The sequence below is a fragment of the Microbacterium sp. UBA7513 genome (genome assembly GCF_002478345.1).
Lineage (GTDB): Bacteria > Actinomycetota > Actinomycetes > Actinomycetales > Microbacteriaceae > Microbacterium.
Genome location: NZ_DLNJ01000004.1, coordinates 82,093 through 102,332, shown reverse-complemented (window position 1 = coordinate 102,332; position 20,240 = coordinate 82,093). Strand labels below are relative to the sequence as shown.

General features: G+C 69.7%; 19 protein-coding genes and 1 pseudogene. 13 read left to right on the top strand and 7 right to left on the bottom strand.

Translation table 11 applies throughout. The annotated features are described in order from the left end of the window. The first annotated feature begins 91 nt into the window (after window positions 1–91). On the top strand, window positions 92–535 hold the full coding sequence (locus B2W79_RS02030) for a DoxX family protein (RefSeq protein ID WP_071329290.1): 444 nt from the start codon (window positions 92–94) through the stop codon (window positions 533–535). Between the two features lie 4 nt (window positions 536–539). On the opposite strand, the gene B2W79_RS02025 is transcribed toward B2W79_RS02030, so the two are convergent. From B2W79_RS02025 to B2W79_RS02010, 4 genes are read right to left on the bottom strand one after another with little or no spacing between them, the layout of a single operon-like run. After that, window positions 540–971: an ATP-binding protein gene (locus B2W79_RS02025; protein WP_071329289.1), complete on the bottom strand. Its 432-nt coding sequence runs from the start codon at window positions 969–971 to the stop codon at window positions 540–542. Continuing rightward, a complete protein-coding gene (locus tag B2W79_RS02020) occupies window positions 961–1,293 on the bottom strand; it encodes an STAS domain-containing protein (protein WP_071329288.1) in 333 nt (110 codons plus the stop codon). The genes B2W79_RS02025 and B2W79_RS02020 overlap by 11 nt, the downstream gene beginning before the upstream one ends. Next, the gene (locus B2W79_RS02015) at window positions 1,277–3,241 is read right to left on the bottom strand and encodes a glycosyltransferase family 2 protein (protein ID WP_292786462.1); all 1,965 of its coding nucleotides are present in this window, start codon (window positions 3,239–3,241) and stop codon (window positions 1,277–1,279) included. The genes B2W79_RS02020 and B2W79_RS02015 overlap by 17 nt, the downstream gene beginning before the upstream one ends. Next, entirely contained in the window at window positions 3,238–4,392 is a 1,155-nt protein-coding gene (locus B2W79_RS02010; RefSeq protein WP_071329286.1) for a PP2C family protein-serine/threonine phosphatase, read from the bottom strand. Before B2W79_RS02010 ends, B2W79_RS02015 begins: the two co-directional genes overlap by 4 nt. 199 nt (window positions 4,393–4,591) lie before the next feature. Here B2W79_RS02010 and B2W79_RS02005 point away from each other — a divergent pair. The 10 genes and pseudogenes from B2W79_RS02005 (at window position 4,592) to B2W79_RS01955 (ending at window position 13,967) form a co-directional block, all read left to right on the top strand. Continuing rightward, window positions 4,592–5,514 (top strand): annotated as a pseudogene (locus B2W79_RS02005) (carbohydrate ABC transporter permease). Then, entirely contained in the window at window positions 5,514–6,467 is a 954-nt protein-coding gene (locus B2W79_RS01995; RefSeq protein WP_143049285.1) for a carbohydrate ABC transporter permease, read from the top strand. The pseudogene B2W79_RS02005 and the gene B2W79_RS01995 overlap by 1 nt, the downstream one beginning before the upstream one ends. 26 nt (window positions 6,468–6,493) lie before the next feature. Then, complete coding sequence (locus B2W79_RS01990) at window positions 6,494–7,333, top strand: ABC transporter substrate-binding protein (protein ID WP_292786450.1); 840 nt, start codon at window positions 6,494–6,496, stop codon at window positions 7,331–7,333. Then, window positions 7,330–7,857, top strand: coding sequence for a hypothetical protein (locus B2W79_RS01985; protein WP_292786447.1), 528 nt, complete (start codon window positions 7,330–7,332; stop codon window positions 7,855–7,857). Before B2W79_RS01990 ends, B2W79_RS01985 begins: the two co-directional genes overlap by 4 nt. Window positions 7,858–7,962: 105 nt before the next feature. Next, window positions 7,963–8,748 (top strand): class I SAM-dependent methyltransferase, encoded by a 786-nt coding sequence (locus tag B2W79_RS01980; protein ID WP_292786444.1) that lies wholly within the window; start codon window positions 7,963–7,965, stop codon window positions 8,746–8,748. A gap of 92 nt (window positions 8,749–8,840) precedes the next feature. Beyond that, entirely contained in the window at window positions 8,841–9,800 is a 960-nt protein-coding gene (locus B2W79_RS01975) for a tripartite tricarboxylate transporter substrate binding protein (RefSeq protein WP_292786441.1), read from the top strand. Between the two features lie 59 nt (window positions 9,801–9,859). After that, window positions 9,860–10,399: a tripartite tricarboxylate transporter TctB family protein gene (locus B2W79_RS01970; protein ID WP_292786439.1), complete on the top strand. Its 540-nt coding sequence runs from the start codon at window positions 9,860–9,862 to the stop codon at window positions 10,397–10,399. Further along, a complete protein-coding gene (locus B2W79_RS01965) occupies window positions 10,396–12,066 on the top strand; it encodes a tripartite tricarboxylate transporter permease (protein WP_071329281.1) in 1,671 nt (556 codons plus the stop codon). The genes B2W79_RS01970 and B2W79_RS01965 overlap by 4 nt, the downstream gene beginning before the upstream one ends. Then, window positions 12,063–12,932 carry a dihydrodipicolinate synthase family protein gene (locus B2W79_RS01960; RefSeq protein WP_292786436.1) on the top strand — a complete coding sequence of 290 codons (870 nt, stop codon included), beginning with the start codon at window positions 12,063–12,065 and terminating at the stop codon, window positions 12,930–12,932. The genes B2W79_RS01965 and B2W79_RS01960 overlap by 4 nt, the downstream gene beginning before the upstream one ends. 51 nt (window positions 12,933–12,983) lie before the next feature. Continuing rightward, the gene (locus tag B2W79_RS01955; protein WP_292786433.1) at window positions 12,984–13,967 is read left to right on the top strand and encodes a LacI family DNA-binding transcriptional regulator; all 984 of its coding nucleotides are present in this window, start codon (window positions 12,984–12,986) and stop codon (window positions 13,965–13,967) included. A gap of 11 nt (window positions 13,968–13,978) precedes the next feature. Here B2W79_RS01955 and B2W79_RS01950 read toward each other — a convergent pair whose 3' ends face one another. Continuing rightward, the gene (locus B2W79_RS01950; RefSeq protein ID WP_292786430.1) at window positions 13,979–14,614 is read right to left on the bottom strand and encodes a hypothetical protein; all 636 of its coding nucleotides are present in this window, start codon (window positions 14,612–14,614) and stop codon (window positions 13,979–13,981) included. A 203-nt stretch (window positions 14,615–14,817) separates the two neighbouring features. Here B2W79_RS01950 and B2W79_RS01945 point away from each other — a divergent pair, with 203 nt between their 5' ends. Further along, on the top strand, window positions 14,818–16,335 hold the full coding sequence (locus tag B2W79_RS01945) for an FGGY-family carbohydrate kinase (protein ID WP_292786427.1): 1,518 nt from the start codon (window positions 14,818–14,820) through the stop codon (window positions 16,333–16,335). Continuing rightward, window positions 16,332–17,966, top strand: coding sequence for a fucose isomerase (locus B2W79_RS01940; protein WP_292786424.1), 1,635 nt, complete (start codon window positions 16,332–16,334; stop codon window positions 17,964–17,966). Before B2W79_RS01945 ends, B2W79_RS01940 begins: the two co-directional genes overlap by 4 nt. A gap of 13 nt (window positions 17,967–17,979) precedes the next feature. Here the strand turns inward: B2W79_RS01940 and B2W79_RS01935 are convergent, their stop codons facing one another. Next, window positions 17,980–18,258, bottom strand: coding sequence for a hypothetical protein (locus B2W79_RS01935; protein ID WP_060922290.1), 279 nt, complete (start codon window positions 18,256–18,258; stop codon window positions 17,980–17,982). 114 nt (window positions 18,259–18,372) lie between these two features. Next, entirely contained in the window at window positions 18,373–20,235 is a 1,863-nt protein-coding gene (locus B2W79_RS01930) for a heavy metal translocating P-type ATPase (RefSeq protein ID WP_292786418.1), read from the bottom strand. Window positions 20,236–20,240 lie beyond the last annotated feature (5 nt).

Here is a 20,240-nt window from a genome sequence, read left to right as displayed (position 1 = left end):
ACGGAAAAGAACGGTTCCTACCGTGGGGGCCAGGGCAAGAGCCCTGTTCCGCGCCCGCGCGGGTGTCCTGCCACGAAGGAAGACCCTCCTCATGACGAACACCACAGCCTCCGCCTCCTCCGCCTCGTCGCTCGGACTCCTCGTCCTGCGCATCGTCGTCGGCGCGATCTTCGCCGCCCACGGCGCTCAGAAGATCTTCGAGATCACGATCCCCGACACCATCGGCAGCTTCGCCGATGTCGGGGTTCCGCTCGCCGAGATCGCCGCGCCCGTCGTGGCCTTCCTGGAGCTCATCGGCGGGATCCTGCTGATCCTCGGACTGCTGACGCGTCCGGTCAGCGTCCTCCTCGCCGTCGACATGCTGGTCGCGCTCGTGCTCGTGCACCTGCCCGCGGGCCTGTGGGTGACGGCCGGCGGCTACGAGTTCGTCGCCGTGCTCGGTGCGGCGGCTCTTGCGCTCGCACTCACGGGGGCGGGGCGCTACTCCATCGACGCCGCCGCCCTGCGCGGGCGCGCGCCGGCCTGGCTCGTCTGATCGCCTAGTCGCCCGCCGCGCGCGCGGGGTCCACGCGCCGCACGAGGATCCAGGTGTTGCCGAGATCGGTGACCGTGTGGGTGAACTCGTCGAGCGCCGCCTGCGACAGCGCGAGTCCGCGTCCGCTCTCCGCCTCCTCGCCCGGCATCGTCACCGCGTCCCAGTCGATCGGTGCCGGCGGGGCGCTGTCGCGGACGTAGGCGCGCGCCTCCTCGGCCGTCACGCGGACGTCGATGCTCAGCACGACGTCCGCGTGCTCGTTGTGCTGCGCGACGTTGGTCGTGACCTCGCTGAGCGCGAGGGCGAACAGCACCTGGTCCTGAGCCGGAACCTCCGGAGCCTCAGACCAGAGCCGGTCGAGCTCATCGAGGGCGCGGTCGACGAGGGCGAGCCCGGCGGGCCCGTCGATGTGGAAGGACCGGGTCTCAGCGTCCATCGAACGCCGATTCCGGCGTCGGGTAGTCGCGGAGCACGCGGTCCAGGTTGGTGAGGTGGAGGACGGTGCGCACGGCCTCGGGGACGGCGGCGATGCGCAGATCGCCGCCCGCCACGCGGGCGCTCTTGAGGCCGCCGACGAGGGCCCCGAGGCCGGAGGAGTCGACGAACTCGGTGCCGCTCAGATCGATCGCGATGCGCGGCTGCCCGGCGGTGACCAGATCGCTCACCGCGTTGCGCAGCAACGGCGCCCCCGAGGCGGTCAGGCGCCCCGTGATCGTGACGACGGCGTAGCCGTCCCTGGTGTCAGTGCTGACGTTCATTCGACTCCTTCTCGAGGACCTGCGCGGCGGGACCGCGATAGCGCGCCGCCTGGATGATGACACTGAGGACGACCAGGTCGTACAGGACCCAGGCCGTGTTGACGAGGGTTCCGGTGCCGTCGCCGGTGCCGACGATGACCCGGGCGACCCCGATGACGAGGGCGATCACGAGCACGACCATGGCGGTCAGCTGCGGCCAGATCTCCCGCCACGGGACGCCGCGCGGATCCCGGCCGTCCTTCCGCGTCACGGCGAAGGACAGCGGCCGACCGAGCACGACGTTGGCGAAGGCCGTCCAGCATGCGCGGATCCACACGGGGAACAGCGCGAGCGAGTACTGCTGACCGCGCCAGGTCTTCACCCCCTTGGCGACCACGAGGAACAGCGCCTGGTTGACGAGGAAGTACGGCAGGAACCGCACGAAGAAGTCGACCGACCAGGCGGTGACGGGGAGCACCCCGAACACGAGGTAGATCACCGGGGCGGCGAGGTAGACGATCGCCGCGAAGCCGGAGAGGTAGCTCCACATCGTCGCGAAGTACATGAGGCGCTGCCCCACCGAGAGCCCGCGCTTGGCCAGGGGGTTGTCGCGCAGCATCACCTGCAGCGTCCCCTGCGCCCACCGCAGGCGCTGCGTGAGCATCGTCCGGAGGTCTTCCGGGGCGAGGCCGTGCGCCAGGATCTCGTGGTGGTAGACGCTCTTCCAGCCGAGGGCGTGCAGCTGCATCGCGGTCGCCATGTCCTCCGTCACCGAGATCGTGGCGAGGGGGAGGATCGGCTGCGCCTCATCGGCCCGGTCGAGGCGGAGCGCGTCGAGCAGTCCGCGGACGGCCTCCACGGCGGTGAGGGGGGAAAGGTCGGAGGCGGCGAGGGCTTCGAGCCCCGCTTCGTCCACGATCACCTGTCCGAGATCGGCGTCATGCTGCACCGGCAGGGATTCGATCACGGCGAGGTCGGCGCGGATGCCGTCGAGGTCGTGGGCCACGAGAATGCGGGAGGCATCGTCGACCGCGTCGCCCACCCGGGCGGCGACCTCGGCGACCGACGTCCCCGCGGCGAGCTCCTTGCGGCCGCGCGCGATCGCGATACGGAGCGCTCCGAGCTCCGTGGCGAGGGCCGGGTCCGTCGCGGTCTCGGCCTCGCGGGCGATCAGCGCCTCGGAGGTCTTCAGCGCCCGCGCGGCGGAGTCGGTCACGTTCCGCACGTAGCCGACGATGCCGAGCTGCATGAGGGCTTCGCGGCGGAGCACGGCGTTCGACCCGCAGAAGAAGGCCGCGTTCCAGCCGTCCTTCCCCTGCTGGATCGGCCCGTAGAACAGCGGCGCCTGGCTGCCGAGCGGATCGGCTTCGTCGACGTTAACGAACCACTGCGGCGTCTGCACGAGGGCGACTTCCGGGTCATCGGCGAAGTACCCGAGCGTGCGGTGCAGGGTCAGCGGATCCGGCACCTGGTCGGCGTCGAGGATGAGGAGGAACTCGCCATCGGTCTGGAAGAGCGCGCTGTTGAGATTGCCGGCCTTGGCGTGCCGGGGTTTGCCGGTCCAGTCCTCGGAACGCGTGAGGTAGCCCACGCCGGCCGCTCGGGCCTCCGCCTCGAGTTCGGGGCGGGAGCCGTCGTCGAGGATCCAGGTGGAGTGCGGATAGGCGATCCGCTTCGCCGCCTTCGCCGTCGTCATGACGAGCCCGATCGGCTCATCGTAGGTCGTGATGAACACGTCGACCGTGCCCTGCGGCGGCGACACCGGCGCGGGACGCTCCTTCGCGCGCCACATCGTCAGACAGAAGAGGAACGTGTCGATGAGGCTGTAGGTCTCGGCGATCACGAGCGGCACCGCGATCCACCAGGCAGACCAGTTCACCGACTCCAGCCACCGCCAGGCGACGTAGTTGACGCCGAGCAGGACCGACAGCAGGGCCAGGACGCGGATGGTCGCGAACCGCGCGGTCATGCGTCCCTCCGCACCACCACGACGGTGATGTCGTCGGTGGCGCGGTCGTCGTTCGCGAGTCGCAGGGCCTCGCGCACGGCACCGTCGGGTCCCATCGCGGTGAGCACGCGCTCGACGTGACCGAACGGATCGTCGGCGTCGAGCACGTCGAGGAGTCCGTCGCTGCAGCAGAGGAAGGCGTCGCCGACCTCGAGTCGCGCGGTCATCGGCACCCGGGGGTCGGCGATGCCCATCCCCATTCCCAGCGGCAGGTTCGTGGAACGCAGAGGCGTCCACGATCCGTCCGAACGGACGATGAACGCCAGGCTGTGTCCGGCGTCGATGACCTCGAGCTCTCCCGTCTCGGGTCGCAGCTCCGCGACGACCGCGGTCACGAACATCGACGTGTCGGCGAGGTCGTCCTCGAGCAGGCGGTCCACCTCGATCACGGCGTCGGCCAGCGAGCGCTCCGGTGCCGTGCGCAGCGACGCCCGCACGGTGGCCGCGACCAGGGCCGGCCCGGTGCCCTTGCCCATCGCGTCCGCGAGGGTGACGCGGATCGCGTCGCCGTGACGGGAGAAGTCGTAGTAGTCCCCCGCGAGCATCCCTCGGGGGGCGGCCCCGGCGGCGATCGTGTAGCCCTCGACCTCCGGGTGCACCCGCGGGCGCAGCGCCCGCTGCACCACGGCGGCATGGTCGATGTCCGCATCCTGGGCAAGCTCCGTCTGCACCCAGAACGCGAGGTCACGCAGGAGGTCCTGCTGGGCGTCGGTGAAGGTGTGCGGCTCCGTGTCGAGCACGCACAGCGTCCCGACCGGCTCGCCGCCCGGCGCGTGCAGCGGATGGGCCGCATAGAAGCGGAGGTGCGGATCGCCGGTCACGAACGGGTTCTCGGCGAAGAGGTCGGTCGTGCTCGCGTCCTCCACCACCACCGTCCGGTCCTGCGACACGGTGTAGTCGCAGAACGAGTCCTGTCGCGGTGCCTCGTTCCCCCCGAGGCCGATCTGCGATTTGCGCCACTGCCGGTCGCGGTCGATCAGCGAGACGCTGACCATCGGCACGCCGAACATCTCCTTCGCCAGTCGTGCCACCCGATCCACCCGCTCATCGGGTGGTGTGTCAAGGATCCCCAGTTCCTCGAGCGCTGCCTGTCGCCGTCGCTCGTCGAACATTCCCCCGGCCCTCCTCCGTGTTTATTCCCCACATCCTATTGAGGAACGTCATCCAGGGAATCAGCGCGCCGAGTGGGCATTCAGGTGAACCACAGGAAACGGTTCTGCGCAAGCCCCGAGGGGAACCGCTTCTGCGGACCTAGCATCGCGCCAGGACGGGACCGCCGTGTCTGCGCGTCCTCGGACAGGAGGCAGGTGGATGCCGATCAAGACCCGCCAGCGGGACCGGTACAACCGCCGAGAGGCCCTCGCCGGCTATCTGTTCATCTCTCCCTGGCTCCTCGGATTCCTCATCTTCACGGCCGGCGCGATGGTCTACAGCCTGTACATCTCGTTCAGCAGCTACAACCTCGCCACGAACAGCGCCCGCCCGGTCGGGATCGACAACTACGCCAACCTGTTCGAGGACCCCCGGGTGGGCGTCTCGCTCGCGAACACGCTGTTCTACGTGGTGATGGCGGTGCCGCTGGAGATCGTGTTCGCGCTCATCCTCGCTCTGCTGCTCAACCGCGTCGGGCGCGGTGCCGGAGCCTTCCGCGTGCTCTACTACCTGCCGAAGATGACGCCGGCCGTCGCGACCGCCGCCGTGTTCTTCCTGCTCCTGAACGGCAACTCCGGCGCGATCAACCAGTTCCTCCGGGTGTTCGGCATCCAGGGACCGCAGTGGCTCGTCGACCCCGCGTGGGTCAAGCCGAGCATCGTGATCATGACGCTGTGGACGGTCGCGGGAACCATGGTGATCTTCCTCGCGGCGCTGAAGAACGTGCCCGTCGAGCTGTACGAGGTGGCCTCGCTCGACGGAGCGGGGGACCGATCAGGAAGTTCTTCTCGATCACCCTCCCGATGATCTCGGGGGCGATGTTCTTCAACGTCATCGTGCTGTCGATCGCCGCGTTCCAGATCTTCGACCAGGCGTACCTGCTGTTCTGGCGGGATCAGAGCAACTCGTCGCCGGAGGCCTCCCTCTTCTACGCGATCTACCTGTTCCAGCAGGCGTTCCGGCAGTTCAACTTCGGCTTCGCGGCGGCGATGGCATGGCTGCTGTTCGTCCTCATCATGATCATCACGCTCATCCAGGTGAAGGTCGGCAACCGCTTCGTCTACTACGAGGGAGACCGCTGATGTCCCAGACCCTGCGTCAGGTCCCCGTCGAGGCGGAGTCCGAGAAGGCCCCGGGCACGTTCACGACCACCGTCGCCGCCCGTTCGCGCTGGCGACGGCGGCTGCGGCAGCCGAAGAGCCTCGTCGCCCGGATCGTCCTGAACGTCATCCTCGTGCTGTTCGCGCTGCTGTTCCTGTATCCGTTCGCATGGCTCATCGCGGCGAGCTTCAAGCCGCGGGGAGAGGTGTTCGACAACGCCCTCATCCCGAAGACCTTCGTGCCGGAGAACTACGTCGAGGTGTGGAATCAGCTCCCGTTGCTGAACTGGATGGGCAACAGCATCGCCATCGCGCTGCTCGCCGCCGGTGCCGTCGCGATCTCCAGCTCGATCGTCGCGTTCGGGTTCGCCTACTTCCGCTTCCCGGGGCGTGGGCTGCTGTTCGGCCTCGTGCTCGCGACGATGATGCTCCCCGGCGCGGTGACGATGATCCCGATCTACCTCATCTGGAAGGAGACCGGACTCCTCGGCACCTGGGTGCCGCTGTGGGGCATGAACCTCTTCGGCTCGGCCTTCTACATCTTCCTGCAGCGCCAGTTCTTCCTCGGCCTGCCGCGGGAGCTGTTCGAGGCGGCGCGGCTCGACGGGGCCAGCGCCTGGGGACTGTTCTGGCGGATCGCGATGCCGCTGTCGATCCCGTCGTTCGTCATCGTGTTCCTGTTCGAATTCCAGGCCAGCTGGAACAACCTCCAGGCCGCCCTCATCTACCTCAACGCCGGATCGGTGGACGAGTTCACCGCGCCGCTCGGCATCGCCTACGCCATGACCAAGTACAGCCCCACCGCGGGCGGTCACGGCGACTACCAGTACGTCATGGTCGCCTCCCTCCTGGTGACCCTCCCGATGCTCATCCTCTTCGCCTTCGGGCAGCGCGCCTTCATCGAGGGCGTCGCGACCCAGGGGCGCAAGGGATGACGAACCACAGATCGAAAGGAGCAGTCATGCGCACACGCATGCTGGGAATCACCGCGGTCGCCGCGGCATCCGTCCTCGTCCTCGCCGGGTGCGGCGGGGGAGGGGGAGACGACCAGGCAGCCGACGCCGACTTCGGTGCGGAGCCGAGCGGCACGCTGAAGGCGTGGGGCTTCGAGAACGCCGACAACGTCGGGACCTCGCGCATGGACTACGCCGCCGAGCAGCTGAAGGACGTCGAGGTCGATCTCGACGCGACGGCCTTCGACGCGCAGAAGTTCACCACCCGCATCGCGAGCGGTGACGTGCCCGACGTCGTGCAGATGGACCGCCGGTACGTGACCACCTATGCCGCGCAGGACCTCATCATGCCGCTCGACGAGTGCTTCGCCGCCCAGGACGTCTCGCCGCGGGACCACTGGTACCCCTTCGTCGTCGACGACGTCACCTACGACGATGCGGTGTGGGCGGTGCCGCAGTTCTACCAGCCGCCGGCGATCCTGCTGAACAAGGCCGTGCTCGACGAGGCGGGGGTGACGGCGGACGAGATCGACACCTCCAAGCCCGACGTGCTGCTCGGCGCGATCGAGAAGATGTACCAGGAGTCAGGCGGCGTGCCCACGCGGCTCGGGTTCGACCCGGTCGCGACCGGCCAGGCCGGGCTGTGGATCCTCGGCATGGGTGGCCAGCTCAACGATGAGAAGGGGGCGCCCACCCTGGACGACCCCAGCAACGTGGCCGGCATCGAGATGCTCAAGCAGATCACCGACGCGCAGGGCGGCTTCGCGGCCGAAAAAGCTTCACCGATTCGTTCGACGCCTTCGGCGACCAGAACCAGTTCGTCGCCCAGCAGGTCGGGGCGCAGGTGAATGCCCAGTGGTACCCGAACGTGCTGAGCCCCTACGCCGACCAGATCGACCTCGAGGCGGTGCCGTTCCGGAATGCCGACGGGGAGCCGTTCTCGGTCGCCTCGGGCACCGCGTTCGTGATCCCGGCCGGCGCGGAGAACCCCGCGGCGGCGTGCGCGTGGATGGTCAACCTCACCTCCGACGACGCGTGGAATGCGGCGGGCGAGGCGCGTGCCGAGACCCTGAAGACCGACGGCGGGATCAACACCGGGCTGTTCACCGGGTCGCCGTCCGCTGACCAGTCGATCCGAGAGACCTTCGTCAACGACAGCGGCAACGCCGGCTTCGACCAGGTCATCTCCACCTACTACGACGTGGTGGACTACGGGCAGTCGTTCGGCTCCTCCCTGGCGGGCCAGGAGATCCAGAACGAGCTCAACAACGCCATCACGGCGGCGCTGCTCGGGGACAAGTCGCCGGAGGACGCGTTGAAGGAAGCGCAGGAGGCCGCGATGCGTGCGTACGAGAACGCCACGGCCGGCTAGCCCGGCCAGACGCGGAGGGACGGCGCCAGGCGGGCATCCCCGCCTGGCGCCGTCCTTCGCGCAGGCGGGCGTGGATGATGGAGGCCTACCGATCGGAGGCCGACCATGGACCAGCGCGAGCTCGATGAGCGGATCCGCGACTACTACGAGGAGCAGTTCGACGAATCGGCGCGGTTGACGACCCGGTCGGCGCAGGGGCCGCTGGAGCACCAGCGCATCCAGGAGCTGATCGCGGAGCACCTCGCCGAGGGTCGCGTGATCGATGTCGGAGGCGGGGCGGGCGTCCATGCGCGCTCGCTCCTCGACCGCGGACATCGGGTCACCCTCGTCGACCCGGTGCGGGGTCATGTCCGGAGTGCGGCGGAGCGAGGTGTGGACGCCCGCGTGGGCGACGCGCGCTCGCTGCCGTTCGCCGCGGATAGCTTCGATGCCGCCCTTCTCCTCGGCCCGCTGTACCACCTGGCCGACCGTGCGGACCGTCTCCAGGCGCTCGGCGAGGCCGCACGGGTGGTGAGATCCGGCGGATGGGTGTTCGCGGCCGGCCTCTCGCGGTTCATCGGATTCGGTCAGCTCGCGCTGGGCGTCACCGACCTCCACCTCGACGACGAACACGGCGCACTGCTGGAACACGGGGCGCCCTCCTCGCGGGGTCGCTTCCCGGCGGGGCACTTCCATACGGCGGAGTCGCTCGCCGAGGAGGCTGTCGCCGCCGGACTCGACGTCCTGGAGGTGCATGGCGTCGAAGGGCCCGGCGGGCTGTTGCTGGAAGGGATGCCCGCCGAGGAGACGGCGCTCACGCAGGCGGCTCTCCTGCTGGCGCGAGCCGGGAGCACCGTCCCCGGAATCCGGGAGCTCAGCCCGCACCTCCTGGCCGTGTGTCGGGTGCGGTGACCCCGTCAGTGTTGACTGTTAACAGTCAACACTGATAACCTCGCGGTGTCGACAACACGGTCGACCCACGTAGAGGAGCAAAGATGCCCCGCATGCGCATCACTCGGGCGGCCGCTGCCTTCGCCGCCCTCGCCGCCACCGCTCTGGTGCTCTCGGCCTGCACGAAGGTCGACGAGAGCGAGGGGGCCGCCTCGACCTATCCCGAGGACGACATCCGGCTGATCATCCAGGCCAACCCCGGCGGCGGCTCCGACCTGTCGTCCCGCGCGCTCGCGACCGAGCTGGAGAAGATCCTCGGCGTCAGCGTGATCCCGGAGAACATGCCCGGCGCCGCGGGAGCCCTCGCAATGGAGTACGTCGGCTCGCAGGATCCGGACGGCTACGTCATCGGCTTCGCGCCCGTCGAGATCGCGATGCTCAACACGACCCAGAGCGCCGACGTGCTGCCCGACGACTTCGACCTGCTCGGACAGATCATGCTCGCCCCCGGCGTCATCACGGTAGGTGCCAACAGCGGCATCGAGACCCTCGACGACCTCGTGACCCAGGCGAAGTCCGGCGCGGTCACGGTCGCGAACTCCGGCGCCGGCTCGATCTGGGAGGCCGCCACCCTCGGCCTCGGCAAGGCCACGGACGCCGACTTCACCCCGGTCCCCTACGACGGTGGCGCCACGGCGGTCGCGGCGGCCGCGTCCGGCGAGACCGTCGCCGCCGTCTCCGGACTCGGCGAGGCCCTCGCGCAGGGCGAGGCCGTCCGCATCCTCGCGGTCATGAACGACGAGCGTCACCCGGACGCGGAGGACGTCGAGACGGTCGAGGAGGCCATCGGCGAAGACGTCGTCTTCGGCGGCTGGGGCGGCATATACGCCCCGGCCGGCCTGCCCGACGACGTGCACGACGCCCTCGAGGCCGCCGTCAAGGAGGCCGTGGAGTCCGAGAGCTACCAGAAGTTCCAGGCGGACGCCGGCAACCTCGTGGTCTACCGCGACTCCGCGGAGTGGACCGGGTTCGTCGACGACCAGTTCGCCCTGTTCCAGGACCTCCTGGGCTGAACACCCCCGGTGGGGTCGGCACGCGCCGACCCCACCGGACCCTCCGACGAAGGAGCACCATGACCAGCCCCGACACCGCGCCCGAGTCGGCCGCGCCGGGCGGCTACGAGGGGGCGACCGCCTCGCGACCCCTCGAGATCGCGTTCGCCGCCGTCGCCCTCGCGATCACCGCCGGCTATCTCTTCCTCGCCACGCAGATCCCGCTGCGCCGCGAGGCCGCCCCCGGACAGATCGATGCGCGCTTCTGGCCGCTCGTCATCGGCGTGACCGGCGTCGTGATCGCGATCGCCCTGCTCGCCGTGGCGATCACGCGACCGGCACCCACGCGGGAGGACCTCGAGCGCATCCAGCCGGGCGGCGTCCTCCGGGTGGTCGCGACGATCGCGATCGCCGGTGCCTTCATCGCACTCTGGTCCCTCGGCTCGGTCATCCTCTTCGGCTACCGGATCGAGGTCTTCCCGATCGCCTGCGCCCTGCTCATGGCCGCACTGATGCTCCTCTACGGCCACCGCCGCTGGCTGAGCCTCGTCATCTACTCCGCCGCCGTCACGGCGTTCGTCTACGTCGTCTTCGGCATGCTCCTGAGGATCCCCCTGTGAACGCGCTCCTGGAGGGGCTGAACTCGCTCCTCGATATCTCGATCCTGCTGTACATGGCGGTCGGCCTCGTCCTCGGCTTCATGGTCGGCGCCTTCCCGGGCATCACCGCGACCATGGCCGTCGCGCTCGCGGCCGGCTTCACCATGACCCTCGAACCCGTGCAGGGCCTCGCGGTGCTGCTGACGATCTACGTCGCGGCGAACTTCGGCGACCGGGTGCCGTCCATCCTCATCAACACCCCGGGGACTCCCGCCTCCATCGCCACCACCCTCGACGGCTATCCGATGGCGAAACAGGGCAGGGCCGGTCTCGCGCTGACGATCTCCGCGATCGTGTCGGCCGTCGGCATCCTCGCCTCGCTCGTGCTCTTCTCGGTCGCCGCCGTGCCGATCGCCAGCTTCGCCCGGGACTACTTCAAGTCGCCCGAGCTGTTCGCGCTCGTCGTCTTCGGCATCGCGATCATGATCGGCATCTCGTCGAAGTCGATGCTCAAGGGCATCCTGGCCGGTCTCTTCGGACTCATGCTCGGCAGCGTCGGCACCTATGCGGCCACCGCCGACCAGCGCTTCACGTTCGGTGTGCTGGAACTGGTCGAGGGCGTGAACTTCATCGCCGTCATCATCGGGCTCTTCGGCATCGCCGAGCTGTTCGATCAGCTCCTCACGCACCGGAAGTCGCATATCCGACCGATCTCGAGCCTCGGCCGGTGGTGGCCGAACCGCGCCGAGCTGAAGCAGAGCGGACGGGCCACCGCGGTCGGCGGGGCGGTGGGCCTCGGGGTCGGCCTCATCCCGGCGGCCGGCGGCGACATCGCCGGACTCATCGGCTGGGAGCGGGCGCGCAAGGCGTCGAAGCACCCGGAGATGTTCGGCAAGGGGTCGATCGAGGGCGTCGCCGCGTCCGATACCGCCTCCAGTGCCACGCTCGGCGGCTCGCTCACCACGACGATGGCGCTCGGCATCCCCGGGGACTCCGTGATGGCGGTCATGATCGGCTCGATGATCATCTGGGGGATCACCCCCGGGCCCACGCTGTTCACCAACCGTCCCGACCTCGTCGTCTCGATCGTCGGGATCATGCTCGTCGCGACCCTCCTGTCGCTCGCGCTGAGCCTCGTACGGATGAAGGGCATGGTCAAGCTGCTCGACGTGCCGCAGCCGTACCTGTGGAGCGGCATCCTCATCTTCTGCATCATCGGCACGTACGCCACCTCGAACAGCCTGTCGACGGTCGTCACGATGCTCGTCTTCGGTGTGATCGGCGTTCTGCTCAAGCGCATGCAGGTTCCGGCCGGACCCGTGGTGCTCGGCCTCCTGCTCGGTCCGCTCGCCGAGGAGAACCTCGCCCGCACGCTGGCGATCCTGCCGACGCGGCCGTTCTTCGAGGTCGTCAGTCCCATCGCCCTCGTGCTGCTCGCGCTGGCCGTGCTGTCGATCGTGATGCCGGCGATCCGTGCCGCCCGCACGCCCCGGGCAGAGCGGGCCTCGGTGGAGGACTCGATCCTCCACGCCGACAGCATCGTGCAGATCGAGAAGGCGCACGACGAACTCGCGGCGCAGCCCGACCTGCTCACCTCCACGGTCCGCAACGTCGACGCCGGTGCGCGCCGGGGACGCGCCGACCGCAAGAACCGCCAGAGCACGACCCCCGAGGAGACCGAGAAGTGACCCGCTACGACATCCTGACCGCCGTCCCGACCGCGTTCCACCGCGATGGTGCCCTCGACCTCGAGGGGTCGCGCGCGATCTTCCGGTTCGTGGCCGACTCGGGCAACGAGGGCGCGTTCGTCCTCGGCACCACGGGCGAGTTCCCCGCCGTGGACGCGGATGAGTTCCGGGGACTCGTGGGAGCGGCGCTGGAGGAGCTGGCCGACCGGATGCGCGTCATCGTGCACGTCGGGCAGCCGAGCACGTTCGAGGCCGTGCGCCTGGTGGGCATCGCGAAGGAGCTGGGGGCCACGGAGTTCGCTGCCCTCACCCCCTACTACCTGCGTGCCACGGACGACGCGATCCTCGACTACTATCGCGCCGTCTCGGCGGCCGTGGGGGAGGGGCGCCTCTACGTCTACATCTACCCCGCGCGCAGCGGGAACCCGGTCTCGCCGGAACTGCTCGTGCGCATCGCCGCCCTGCCGAACGTGGTCGGGGCCAAGGTGAGCGAGCTCCCCCTCGACGACATCGCGGCGTACCGCGCGGTGGTGCCGGCCGACTTCGAGCTCTACACCGGCGCCGACCGTGACCTCATCGCGGCCGTCGAAGCGGGCGCGCAGGGCGTCGTCTCGGGCGTCTCCTCCGTGACGCCAAAGCCCTTCCGTGCCCTCGCCGACGCCGGACGTTCGGGCGATGCGGACGCCATCGCCGCGGCACAGACCGCCGTGGACGATGTCGTCGCGCTCATCGGCGGCGACATGGCGCGCATGAAGGAGGCGTACCGCGTGCTCGACGTCGTGGACACGCACTGTCGTATGGCGATCGCCGAACCCTCCGCCGACGAGCGGGCGGCCGTCGCACAGGTGGTTGCCGCGCACCGCTGACGGTTCGTTGCGGAGGTCTGAGAGGGCTGAAACCGGTTACAGTGGGTGCCCATGGCCACGATCTACGACGTCGCGCGGCGGGCCGGCGTCTCCCCGGCCACCGTCTCGCGCGTCTTCAACGGCACGAGCGTGTCGGAGGAGAAGGCGGCGGCCGTGCGAGCGGCGGCCGAGGAACTGCGCTTCACCCCGAACCGGACCGCGCGCACCCTGCGGACGCAGAGCTCCGAGGTCATCGCCCTGGTCATCCCGGACATCGAGAACCCGTACTTCACCGAGATGGCGCGCGGCGTGGAGGATGCGGCGTCCGAAGCGGGGTATTCCGTCGTGCTGTGCAACTCCGACGCCCAGGTCGAGAAGGAGGCGACGTACCTCCGGATCGCGATCGCCGAGAACATGTCGGGGGTGATCATCGCGACGGCGGATGAGCACTCGGATCTCGCCCCGGTGCGGGCGACGGGGCGGCCGGTGGTCGCCGTGGACCGTCGCACGGCCACCGACATCGACGGCGTGGTGATGGCCAACCGGGAGGCGGGAGCCGCAGCGACGCAGAGCCTGATCGACGCCGGGTATCGCCGCATCGCGTACATCGGCGGCCCCGCGCACATCGACACCGCGGCCGAGCGGGCGGAAGGCTGGCGGGAGGCGCTCTCGGCGATGGATTCCGATAATGACCTCTCCTCGCTCCAGCGCTTCGCCACGTTCCGTGTCGACGGCGGGCGCGCGGCCATGGAGGAGCTCCTCGCGCTGCTGGAGCCGCCGGACGCGGTGGTCGCCGGAAACAACCTCATCGGCGTCGGGGCGATCCAGGTGCTCACGGAGCGCGGCCTCACCCCGCCGGAGCTCGGCGTCGCGGTCATCGGATCGTTGCCCTTCACGACGCTGTCCCCGTCCGCCGTCACCGTCGTGCGGCTCCCCGCGCGGCTCATGGGTGTGACGGCGGCCCGGATGCTGCTGGATCGGATCAAGGGCGACGAGCAACCGGCCCGGACGATCGTGCTCTCCGGCGAGGTGCAGCGCGCGGCCGCGCGCGCCTGAACCGGACGCTTCTACTGCGAGCGCCAGAATCGTGCCGCGAGGTTCGTCATCTCCTTGTCGAGATCGTCGACCTTCACCTCCAATCGATCGAGGCGGTGATCGAGGCCGTCGAGCCGTGCGGTCATCTCGCCACGGAGGCCGATCATCTCGCCACGGAGCCCGATCATCGCTCCGTGCAGCGCTCCGATCGCCGCGCGCAGCCCTCCGACCTCGCGCATCATCGCTGCGTGCAGCGCCGCCAATGCCCCGTGGAGTCCGCTGACCTCGTTCGTCACATCGGTGCGGAGGCCCGCGGCCTCGGTGGTCGTATCGGTGCGGAGCCCGGAGATCTCGGTGGTCATGTCGATGCGGAGCGCACCCATCTCACTGCGTAGTCGTGTGGTCTCGGTGGTCATGTCGATGCGGAGCGCACCCATCTCACTGCGTAGGCGTGTGGTCTCGGTGGTCATGTCGGTGCGGAGGGTGCCGATCTCCGTGGTCATATCGGTGCGGAGCCTGCCGATCTCGCCGGTCATCTCTCCCCGCAGTCCGCCTATCTCCGCACGGAGCACGCGACCGAACTGCGTCGTCATGAGGCTCATGCCGCCGAGCATCGTCGTGACGAAGATGCCGATCGGCGTCCATACCTGCGGGTCGTTCAAGGGCATGCCTCCAGTCTCGATCGGAGGGGTCAGGATGTCACGGTATTCCGTTGCTGAGCAGCCCTTCTTTCGCGGTGACGACGCAGATCGTGGAGTCTCACGGAGCCACGATCACTTGTGGAGGAACAGTCCGCGCCTTGCGTCTTGAAATCGATTTCGCGTAGCCTGGATCCGGGCCCGCACGGCCCGTCGGGATCGAAGGAGAGACCATGCGCTGCACCCTCGGGGTCGACATCGGCACGTCCAGCAGCAAGGGCGTCCTCGTGGACCCCGCCGGCACGATCCTCGCGACGGCGACCCGCGCGCACGACGTCTCCCGTCCGCAGTCCGGATGGGTCGAGATGGACGGCCGGATCTGGTGGGACGAGTTCGTCGAGCTGGCCACCGACCTTCTCGCCGCGGTCCCCGACGCGAAAGTCATGGGCGTCGGCGTGAGCGGCATGGGCCCGTGCGTCCTGCTCGCCGACGAGGACGACGAGCCCGTGCGCCCCGCGATCCTCTACGGTGTCGACACCCGTTCCACCGCGCAGATCGAGCGCATGACGGCGGAGCTCGGCGCCGAGGAGATCACCCGCGTGGGCGGCTCGACGCTCACCTCGCAGGCCGGTGGGCCGAAGATCGCCTGGGTCGCCGAGGAGGAGCCGGAGTGCTGGCAGCGCGCGCGGCGGCTCTACATGCCCGCCACCTGGCTGGCCCGCAAGCTCACCGGTGCCTACGTCCTCGACCACCAGTCGGCCAGCCAGGTCTCGCCGCTGTACGACATCGAGGGCGAGCGCTGGCACGACCCCTGGTGGCAGCGGTTCGCCGGGACGATCGAGCAGCCGCCGCTGCGCTGGGCGGGGGAGATCGCGGGCACCGTGACCACCGCCGCGGCCGCCTTGACCGGCCTGCCCGAGGGGACCCCGGTCATCACCGGCACGATCGACGCCTGGACCGAGGCGGTGAGCGTCGGCGCCCACGAGGTCGGCGACCTCATGCTGATGTACGGCACGACGATGTTCCTCGTCGCGACCGGGGAGCAGACCCTCCGCACGCCCTCGATGTGGACGACGGCCGGCGCCTTCGCGGGCACGCGCAACCTCGCCGGCGGGCTGTCCACATCCGGAGCGCTCACCGCGTGGCTGAAGGACCTCTCCGGTGCCGACTACCCGGCGCTGCTCGCCGAGGCGGAGGAGTCGGGGCCCGGCGCGAACGGCCTGCTGATGCTGCCGTACTTCGCCGGTGAGCGCACCCCGATCCAGGATCCCGACGCCCGCGGGGTCATCGCCGGGCTCACCCTCCGGCACACCCGAGGAGACCTCTACCGCGCTGCCCTCGAGGCCACCGCGCTGGGCGTGCGCCACAACGTCGAGACCATGCGAGCCGCCGGCGCCGACATCCGCCGCATCGTGGCGGTCGGCGGCGGCACGCAGGGACGGCTGTGGCTGCAGATCGTCTCGGACATCACCGGGCTCGTGCAGGAGGTGCCGCAGACCACGATCGGCGCGAGCTACGGCGCCGCCTTCCTCGCGGCGACGGCCACGGCCGCCGACGGTGCCGCGCCCGCGATCACCGACTGGAACCCCATCGCCGACACCGTCCGCCCGGACGAGGCTCTGCGCCCCTTCGCCGACGCCCTCTTCGACCGCTACGTGCGCCTTTACGACGGCTCGAAGAACGTCGTCCATGAACTCGCCGCCGCCCAGCGCGACGGATCCCCCACCCCCTCGACCCCGGAGAACTCATGACCGCCTACACCCTGCCCGCCCCGGCCTCCCGTCCCGCCGCTGCGCCGAAGACCGCCTACCTGATCGCCTCCGGCGACCTCCGAGAGTCGGCCAACACAGCCGGCTGGCCCACCCAGGTGGAGCTCGAGGCCGGAGTCACCGGCGTGCTGAACGACCTCGGGTGGACGGTCGTGCGCGCCAATGAGGTCGACCCGGAGACCGGTCACGGCTTCATCTCCAGCCAGCGCATGGGGCTCGAGGTCTTCAAGAACATCCCCGTCGACGCGCCGCTCATCGTCGCCGAGGCCGTGTGGCAGTACTCGCACCACGTGCTCGCGGGCCTCCGCACGCACGAGGGCCCGATCCTCACGGTGGCGAACTTCGCGGGCGACTGGCCCGGCCTCGTCGGCCTCCTCGGCCTCAACGCGGGCCTGACGAAGATGGACAAGCCGTACGCGACGATCTGGTCGGTCGACTTCACCGACGACTGGTTCCGCGACGGCATCCGAGAGTGGACGGAGACCGGCACCATCACCCACGATGCCTCCCACGTGCGTCCGCTCCCCGCACTGCCGGACAGCCCGGAGAAGCAGCTCGGCGAGGCGCTCGCCGCGGAGCTGCGCGCCGAGAAGGCCATCATCGGCGTCTTCGACGAGGGCTGCATGGGCATGTACAACGCCATCTTCGACGACGAGCTCCTCAACCAGACCGGCATCTACAAGGAGCGCCTGTCGCAGTCGGCTCTCTACGCGGAGATGCTGAACGTCACCGAGGAGGAGGCCGACGCCGCCTACGACTGGCTGATCGAGCGCGGCATGACCTTCCGCTACGGCGAGGACGCCGCGACCGAGCTCACCCGCGAGCAGGTGCAGTGGCAGCTCAAGATGTACATCGCCGCCCTCCGCATCGCCGACGACTTCGGCCTCGACGCGGTCGGCATCCAGTACCAGCAGGGCTTGAAGGATCTCGTCCCGGCGTCGGACCTGGCGGAGGGGATCCTGAACTCCACCGAGCGCCCGCCGGTGACCTCGCGCGACGGCTCCCGCGTGCTGCACGAAGGGCGCGCATTCCCGCACTTCAACGAGGCTGACGAGGGCGTCGCCGTCGATGCGCTCGTGACCGACCGTGTCTGGCGCGCGATGGGGCTCGTGCCCGACAACACCCTCCACGACGTGCGCTGGGGGGAGGACCACGACGGGCAGTTCGTCTGGGTGTACGAGATCTCCGGCTCGGTGCCGGCCTCCCACCTCGGCGGCTGGCAGAACGCGGAGGGCTGGCGCCAGGGGCACGTGTTCTTCCCTGCGGGCGGCGCCACGATCAACGGTGTCTCGAAGCCCGGCGAGGTCGTGCTCTCCCGGGTGTTCATCGCCGAGGGCGTCCTGCAGGCGGACATCTTCCGGGCGTCGGTCGTCGAGCTTCCCGCGGAGGAGACGCAGCGCCGGAAGGACGCCACGAACCCGGAGTGGCCGATCGCCCACGTGGTGCTGCACGGCATCTCGCGCGACCAGTTCATGGCGCGGCACAAGGCGAACCACGCGCAGCTCGTCTACGCCCCCGATGCCGAGACCGCGGACAAGGCGCTGATCGCCAAGGCCGCGATGTTCGACGGCATGGGCATCAAGGTCAACCTCGTCGGCGACGTGGCGATCTGAGGCTGCGTGCCGGTCACTGCGAGCGCCAGAACCGCGTCGCGAGGTTCGTGAGCTCCCTGTCGAGATCGTCGACCTTCGTCTCGATGCGTCCGAGCCGGGCGTCGAGGCCGTCGATCCGTGCGGAGAGCGTGCCGTCGATGCGGTCGATCCGTGCGGAGAGCGTGCCGTCGATGCGGTCCACCTCCGCACGGATCACGCGGCTGAGCTGCGATGTCATGAGCGTCATGCCGCCGAGCATCACGGCGGCGAAGACGCCGATCAGTGTCCATACCTGCGGGTCGTCCACGGTCATGCCTCCAGTCTGAGTCCGGGGTCTCAGGCTGTCACGGTATTCCGCAGCGACAGAGCCACGAACACGGAAACTGTGGACGGGAGCGGCGCACCGCGCGCGGTGCACGAACAGCGCTCAGGCGGAGGGGCGGAGGTCGCTCGGCGGACCGCTCAGCGCGCGCAGGGCGTAGAGGATCGTCGCGAGGTCGACGAGCTCCTGCACCAGTGCGCCGACGACCGCGGGGATGACACCGGTCATCGCCACGACCATCAGCCCCACGCTCAGACCGATGCCGATCCAGATGGCGGTGAGGGCGACACGGAGGGTGTGCCGTCCGATCGCGACGGCGTCGACGACCTTGGCGAGCGAATCCACGAGGATGACGACGTCGGCGGCGTCCCCGGCGGCCGTCGCTCCCTTCGCGCCCATCGCGATGCCGATGTCGGCCGCTGCCAGCACCGGGGCGTCGTTCACACCGTCGCCGACCATCAGCACGGGCCGTGGTTGCATCTCGGCGGCCAGACGCACCTTCTCGGGCGGCAGGAGCTCGGCGTGGATCTCGTCGATCCCGACCTGCCGTCCGATCGACGCCGCGGTGGTCTCCACATCCCCGGTCAGCATCGCGAGTCGATCGACCTCGTGCGTCCGCAGCCACGAGATCACGGCCGACGCCTCCGGGCGGGCGGCATCGGCGAGGACCAGGACCCCCGCGAACCGTCCGTCCACGGCGACATAGGCGGCGGCCTGTCCCGGCGCCAGCTCCGCCCGCACGGTGTCGGGGGCGAGAGAGGCGACGTACGCGGGCTTGCCCACCACGACCGCGCGGCCGCCGATCGTCGCGGACACCCCGTTCGTCGCGGTCTCGCTCGCCTCGGTCGCACCGTGCAGGGACAGGCCTCGGGCGGAGGCGGCGCGACGGATGCCGTCGGCGAGCACGTGCGAGGAATACTGCTCGGCCGAGGCGGCGAGTCGCAGGATCTCATCCGCATCGAAGCCTGGCGCCGGTCGCACGTCGACGAGCTCCGGCCTCCCCTGGGTGAGCGTCCCGGTCTTGTCGAACGCGGCCGAGTGCACCCGCGCGATCTGCTCGATCACCGCACCGCTCTTCATGATGACGCCCGACTTCGCGGCCCGCGAGAGCCCGCCGAGGAAGGCGACGGGTGCGGCGATCAGCAGCGGACAGGGCGTCGCCAGCACGAGCACTTCGGCGAACCGCGTGGCGTCGCCGGAGATCGCCCACGCCGTCCCCGCGAGCACGAGCGCGACGGCGGTGAACGGGATAGCGAACCGGTCGGCGAGACGCACGATGGGAGCGTGGGAGGACTCGGCCCGGGCGACCAGCGCCACGATCTGCTGGTACTGGCTGTCGGCACCCGTGCGCAGGGCGCGGAGACGGATGGCTCGGCTGCCGTTGATCGCGCCCGACAGCACCTCGTCGCCCGCGCCACGCGTCACGGGCAGGCTCTCGCCCGTGAGCGAGGATTCGTCGAACGACGCGCTGTCGGTGAGCAGTTCGCCGTCCACGGGGATGATCTCCGCCGGGCGCACGAGGAGCACGTCGCCCACGGCCACATCGTCGACGGGGACCTCCCTCGCCTCGTCCGAGTCCGCATCCTCGGGGTGGATGAGGACATGAGCGCTGCGCGGTGAGCGGTCCAGCAGTGCCGAGAGGTCGCGCTTGGCCCGGCGGCCCGCGAAGTCCTCCAGTGCCTCGCCGCCGGAGAGCATCAGGACGATGATGAGCGCCGCGATGTACTCGCCGACGGCGAGGGTCGCCACCATGGCGACGACGGCGAGGATGTCGAGCCCGACATGACCGCGGAGCACGTCGCGCACCATGCCGACGAGGGTCCACACGACCACCGCAGCCACGAAGACCGTGGCGATCCACCGGCCGATGGTCGCTTCGCCTGTGGCGTGCAGCACCCCGACCACGACGAAGACGATGACCGTGAGCGTGATGACCGGGTATCGCCAGAGGAGTCGGAGGGCGCGCATGCGTC

Excerpts from the sequence above, each read along its gene's own strand:
- B2W79_RS02030 (WP_071329290.1), top strand. The coding sequence starts at position 92 with ATGACGAACACCACAGCCTCCGCCTCCTCCGCCTCGTCGCTCGGACTC.
- B2W79_RS02025 (WP_071329289.1), bottom strand. The coding sequence starts at position 971 with ATGGACGCTGAGACCCGGTCCTTCCACATCGACGGGCCCGCCGGGCTC.
- B2W79_RS02020 (WP_071329288.1), bottom strand. The coding sequence starts at position 1,293 with ATGAACGTCAGCACTGACACCAGGGACGGCTACGCCGTCGTCACGATC.
- B2W79_RS02015 (WP_292786462.1), bottom strand. The coding sequence starts at position 3,241 with ATGACCGCGCGGTTCGCGACCATCCGCGTCCTGGCCCTGCTGTCGGTC.
- B2W79_RS02010 (WP_071329286.1), bottom strand. The coding sequence starts at position 4,392 with ATGTTCGACGAGCGACGGCGACAGGCAGCGCTCGAGGAACTGGGGATC.
- B2W79_RS01995 (WP_143049285.1), top strand. The coding sequence starts at position 5,514 with ATGTCCCAGACCCTGCGTCAGGTCCCCGTCGAGGCGGAGTCCGAGAAG.
- B2W79_RS01990 (WP_292786450.1), top strand. The coding sequence starts at position 6,494 with ATGCGCACACGCATGCTGGGAATCACCGCGGTCGCCGCGGCATCCGTC.
- B2W79_RS01980 (WP_292786444.1), top strand. The coding sequence starts at position 7,963 with ATGGACCAGCGCGAGCTCGATGAGCGGATCCGCGACTACTACGAGGAG.
- B2W79_RS01975 (WP_292786441.1), top strand. The coding sequence starts at position 8,841 with ATGCGCATCACTCGGGCGGCCGCTGCCTTCGCCGCCCTCGCCGCCACC.
- B2W79_RS01970 (WP_292786439.1), top strand. The coding sequence starts at position 9,860 with ATGACCAGCCCCGACACCGCGCCCGAGTCGGCCGCGCCGGGCGGCTAC.
- B2W79_RS01955 (WP_292786433.1), top strand. The coding sequence starts at position 12,984 with ATGGCCACGATCTACGACGTCGCGCGGCGGGCCGGCGTCTCCCCGGCC.
- B2W79_RS01950 (WP_292786430.1), bottom strand. The coding sequence starts at position 14,614 with ATGCCCTTGAACGACCCGCAGGTATGGACGCCGATCGGCATCTTCGTC.
- B2W79_RS01945 (WP_292786427.1), top strand. The coding sequence starts at position 14,818 with ATGCGCTGCACCCTCGGGGTCGACATCGGCACGTCCAGCAGCAAGGGC.
- B2W79_RS01940 (WP_292786424.1), top strand. The coding sequence starts at position 16,332 with ATGACCGCCTACACCCTGCCCGCCCCGGCCTCCCGTCCCGCCGCTGCG.
- B2W79_RS01935 (WP_060922290.1), bottom strand. The coding sequence starts at position 18,258 with ATGACCGTGGACGACCCGCAGGTATGGACACTGATCGGCGTCTTCGCC.
- B2W79_RS01930 (WP_292786418.1), bottom strand. The coding sequence starts at position 20,235 with ATGCGCGCCCTCCGACTCCTCTGGCGATACCCGGTCATCACGCTCACG.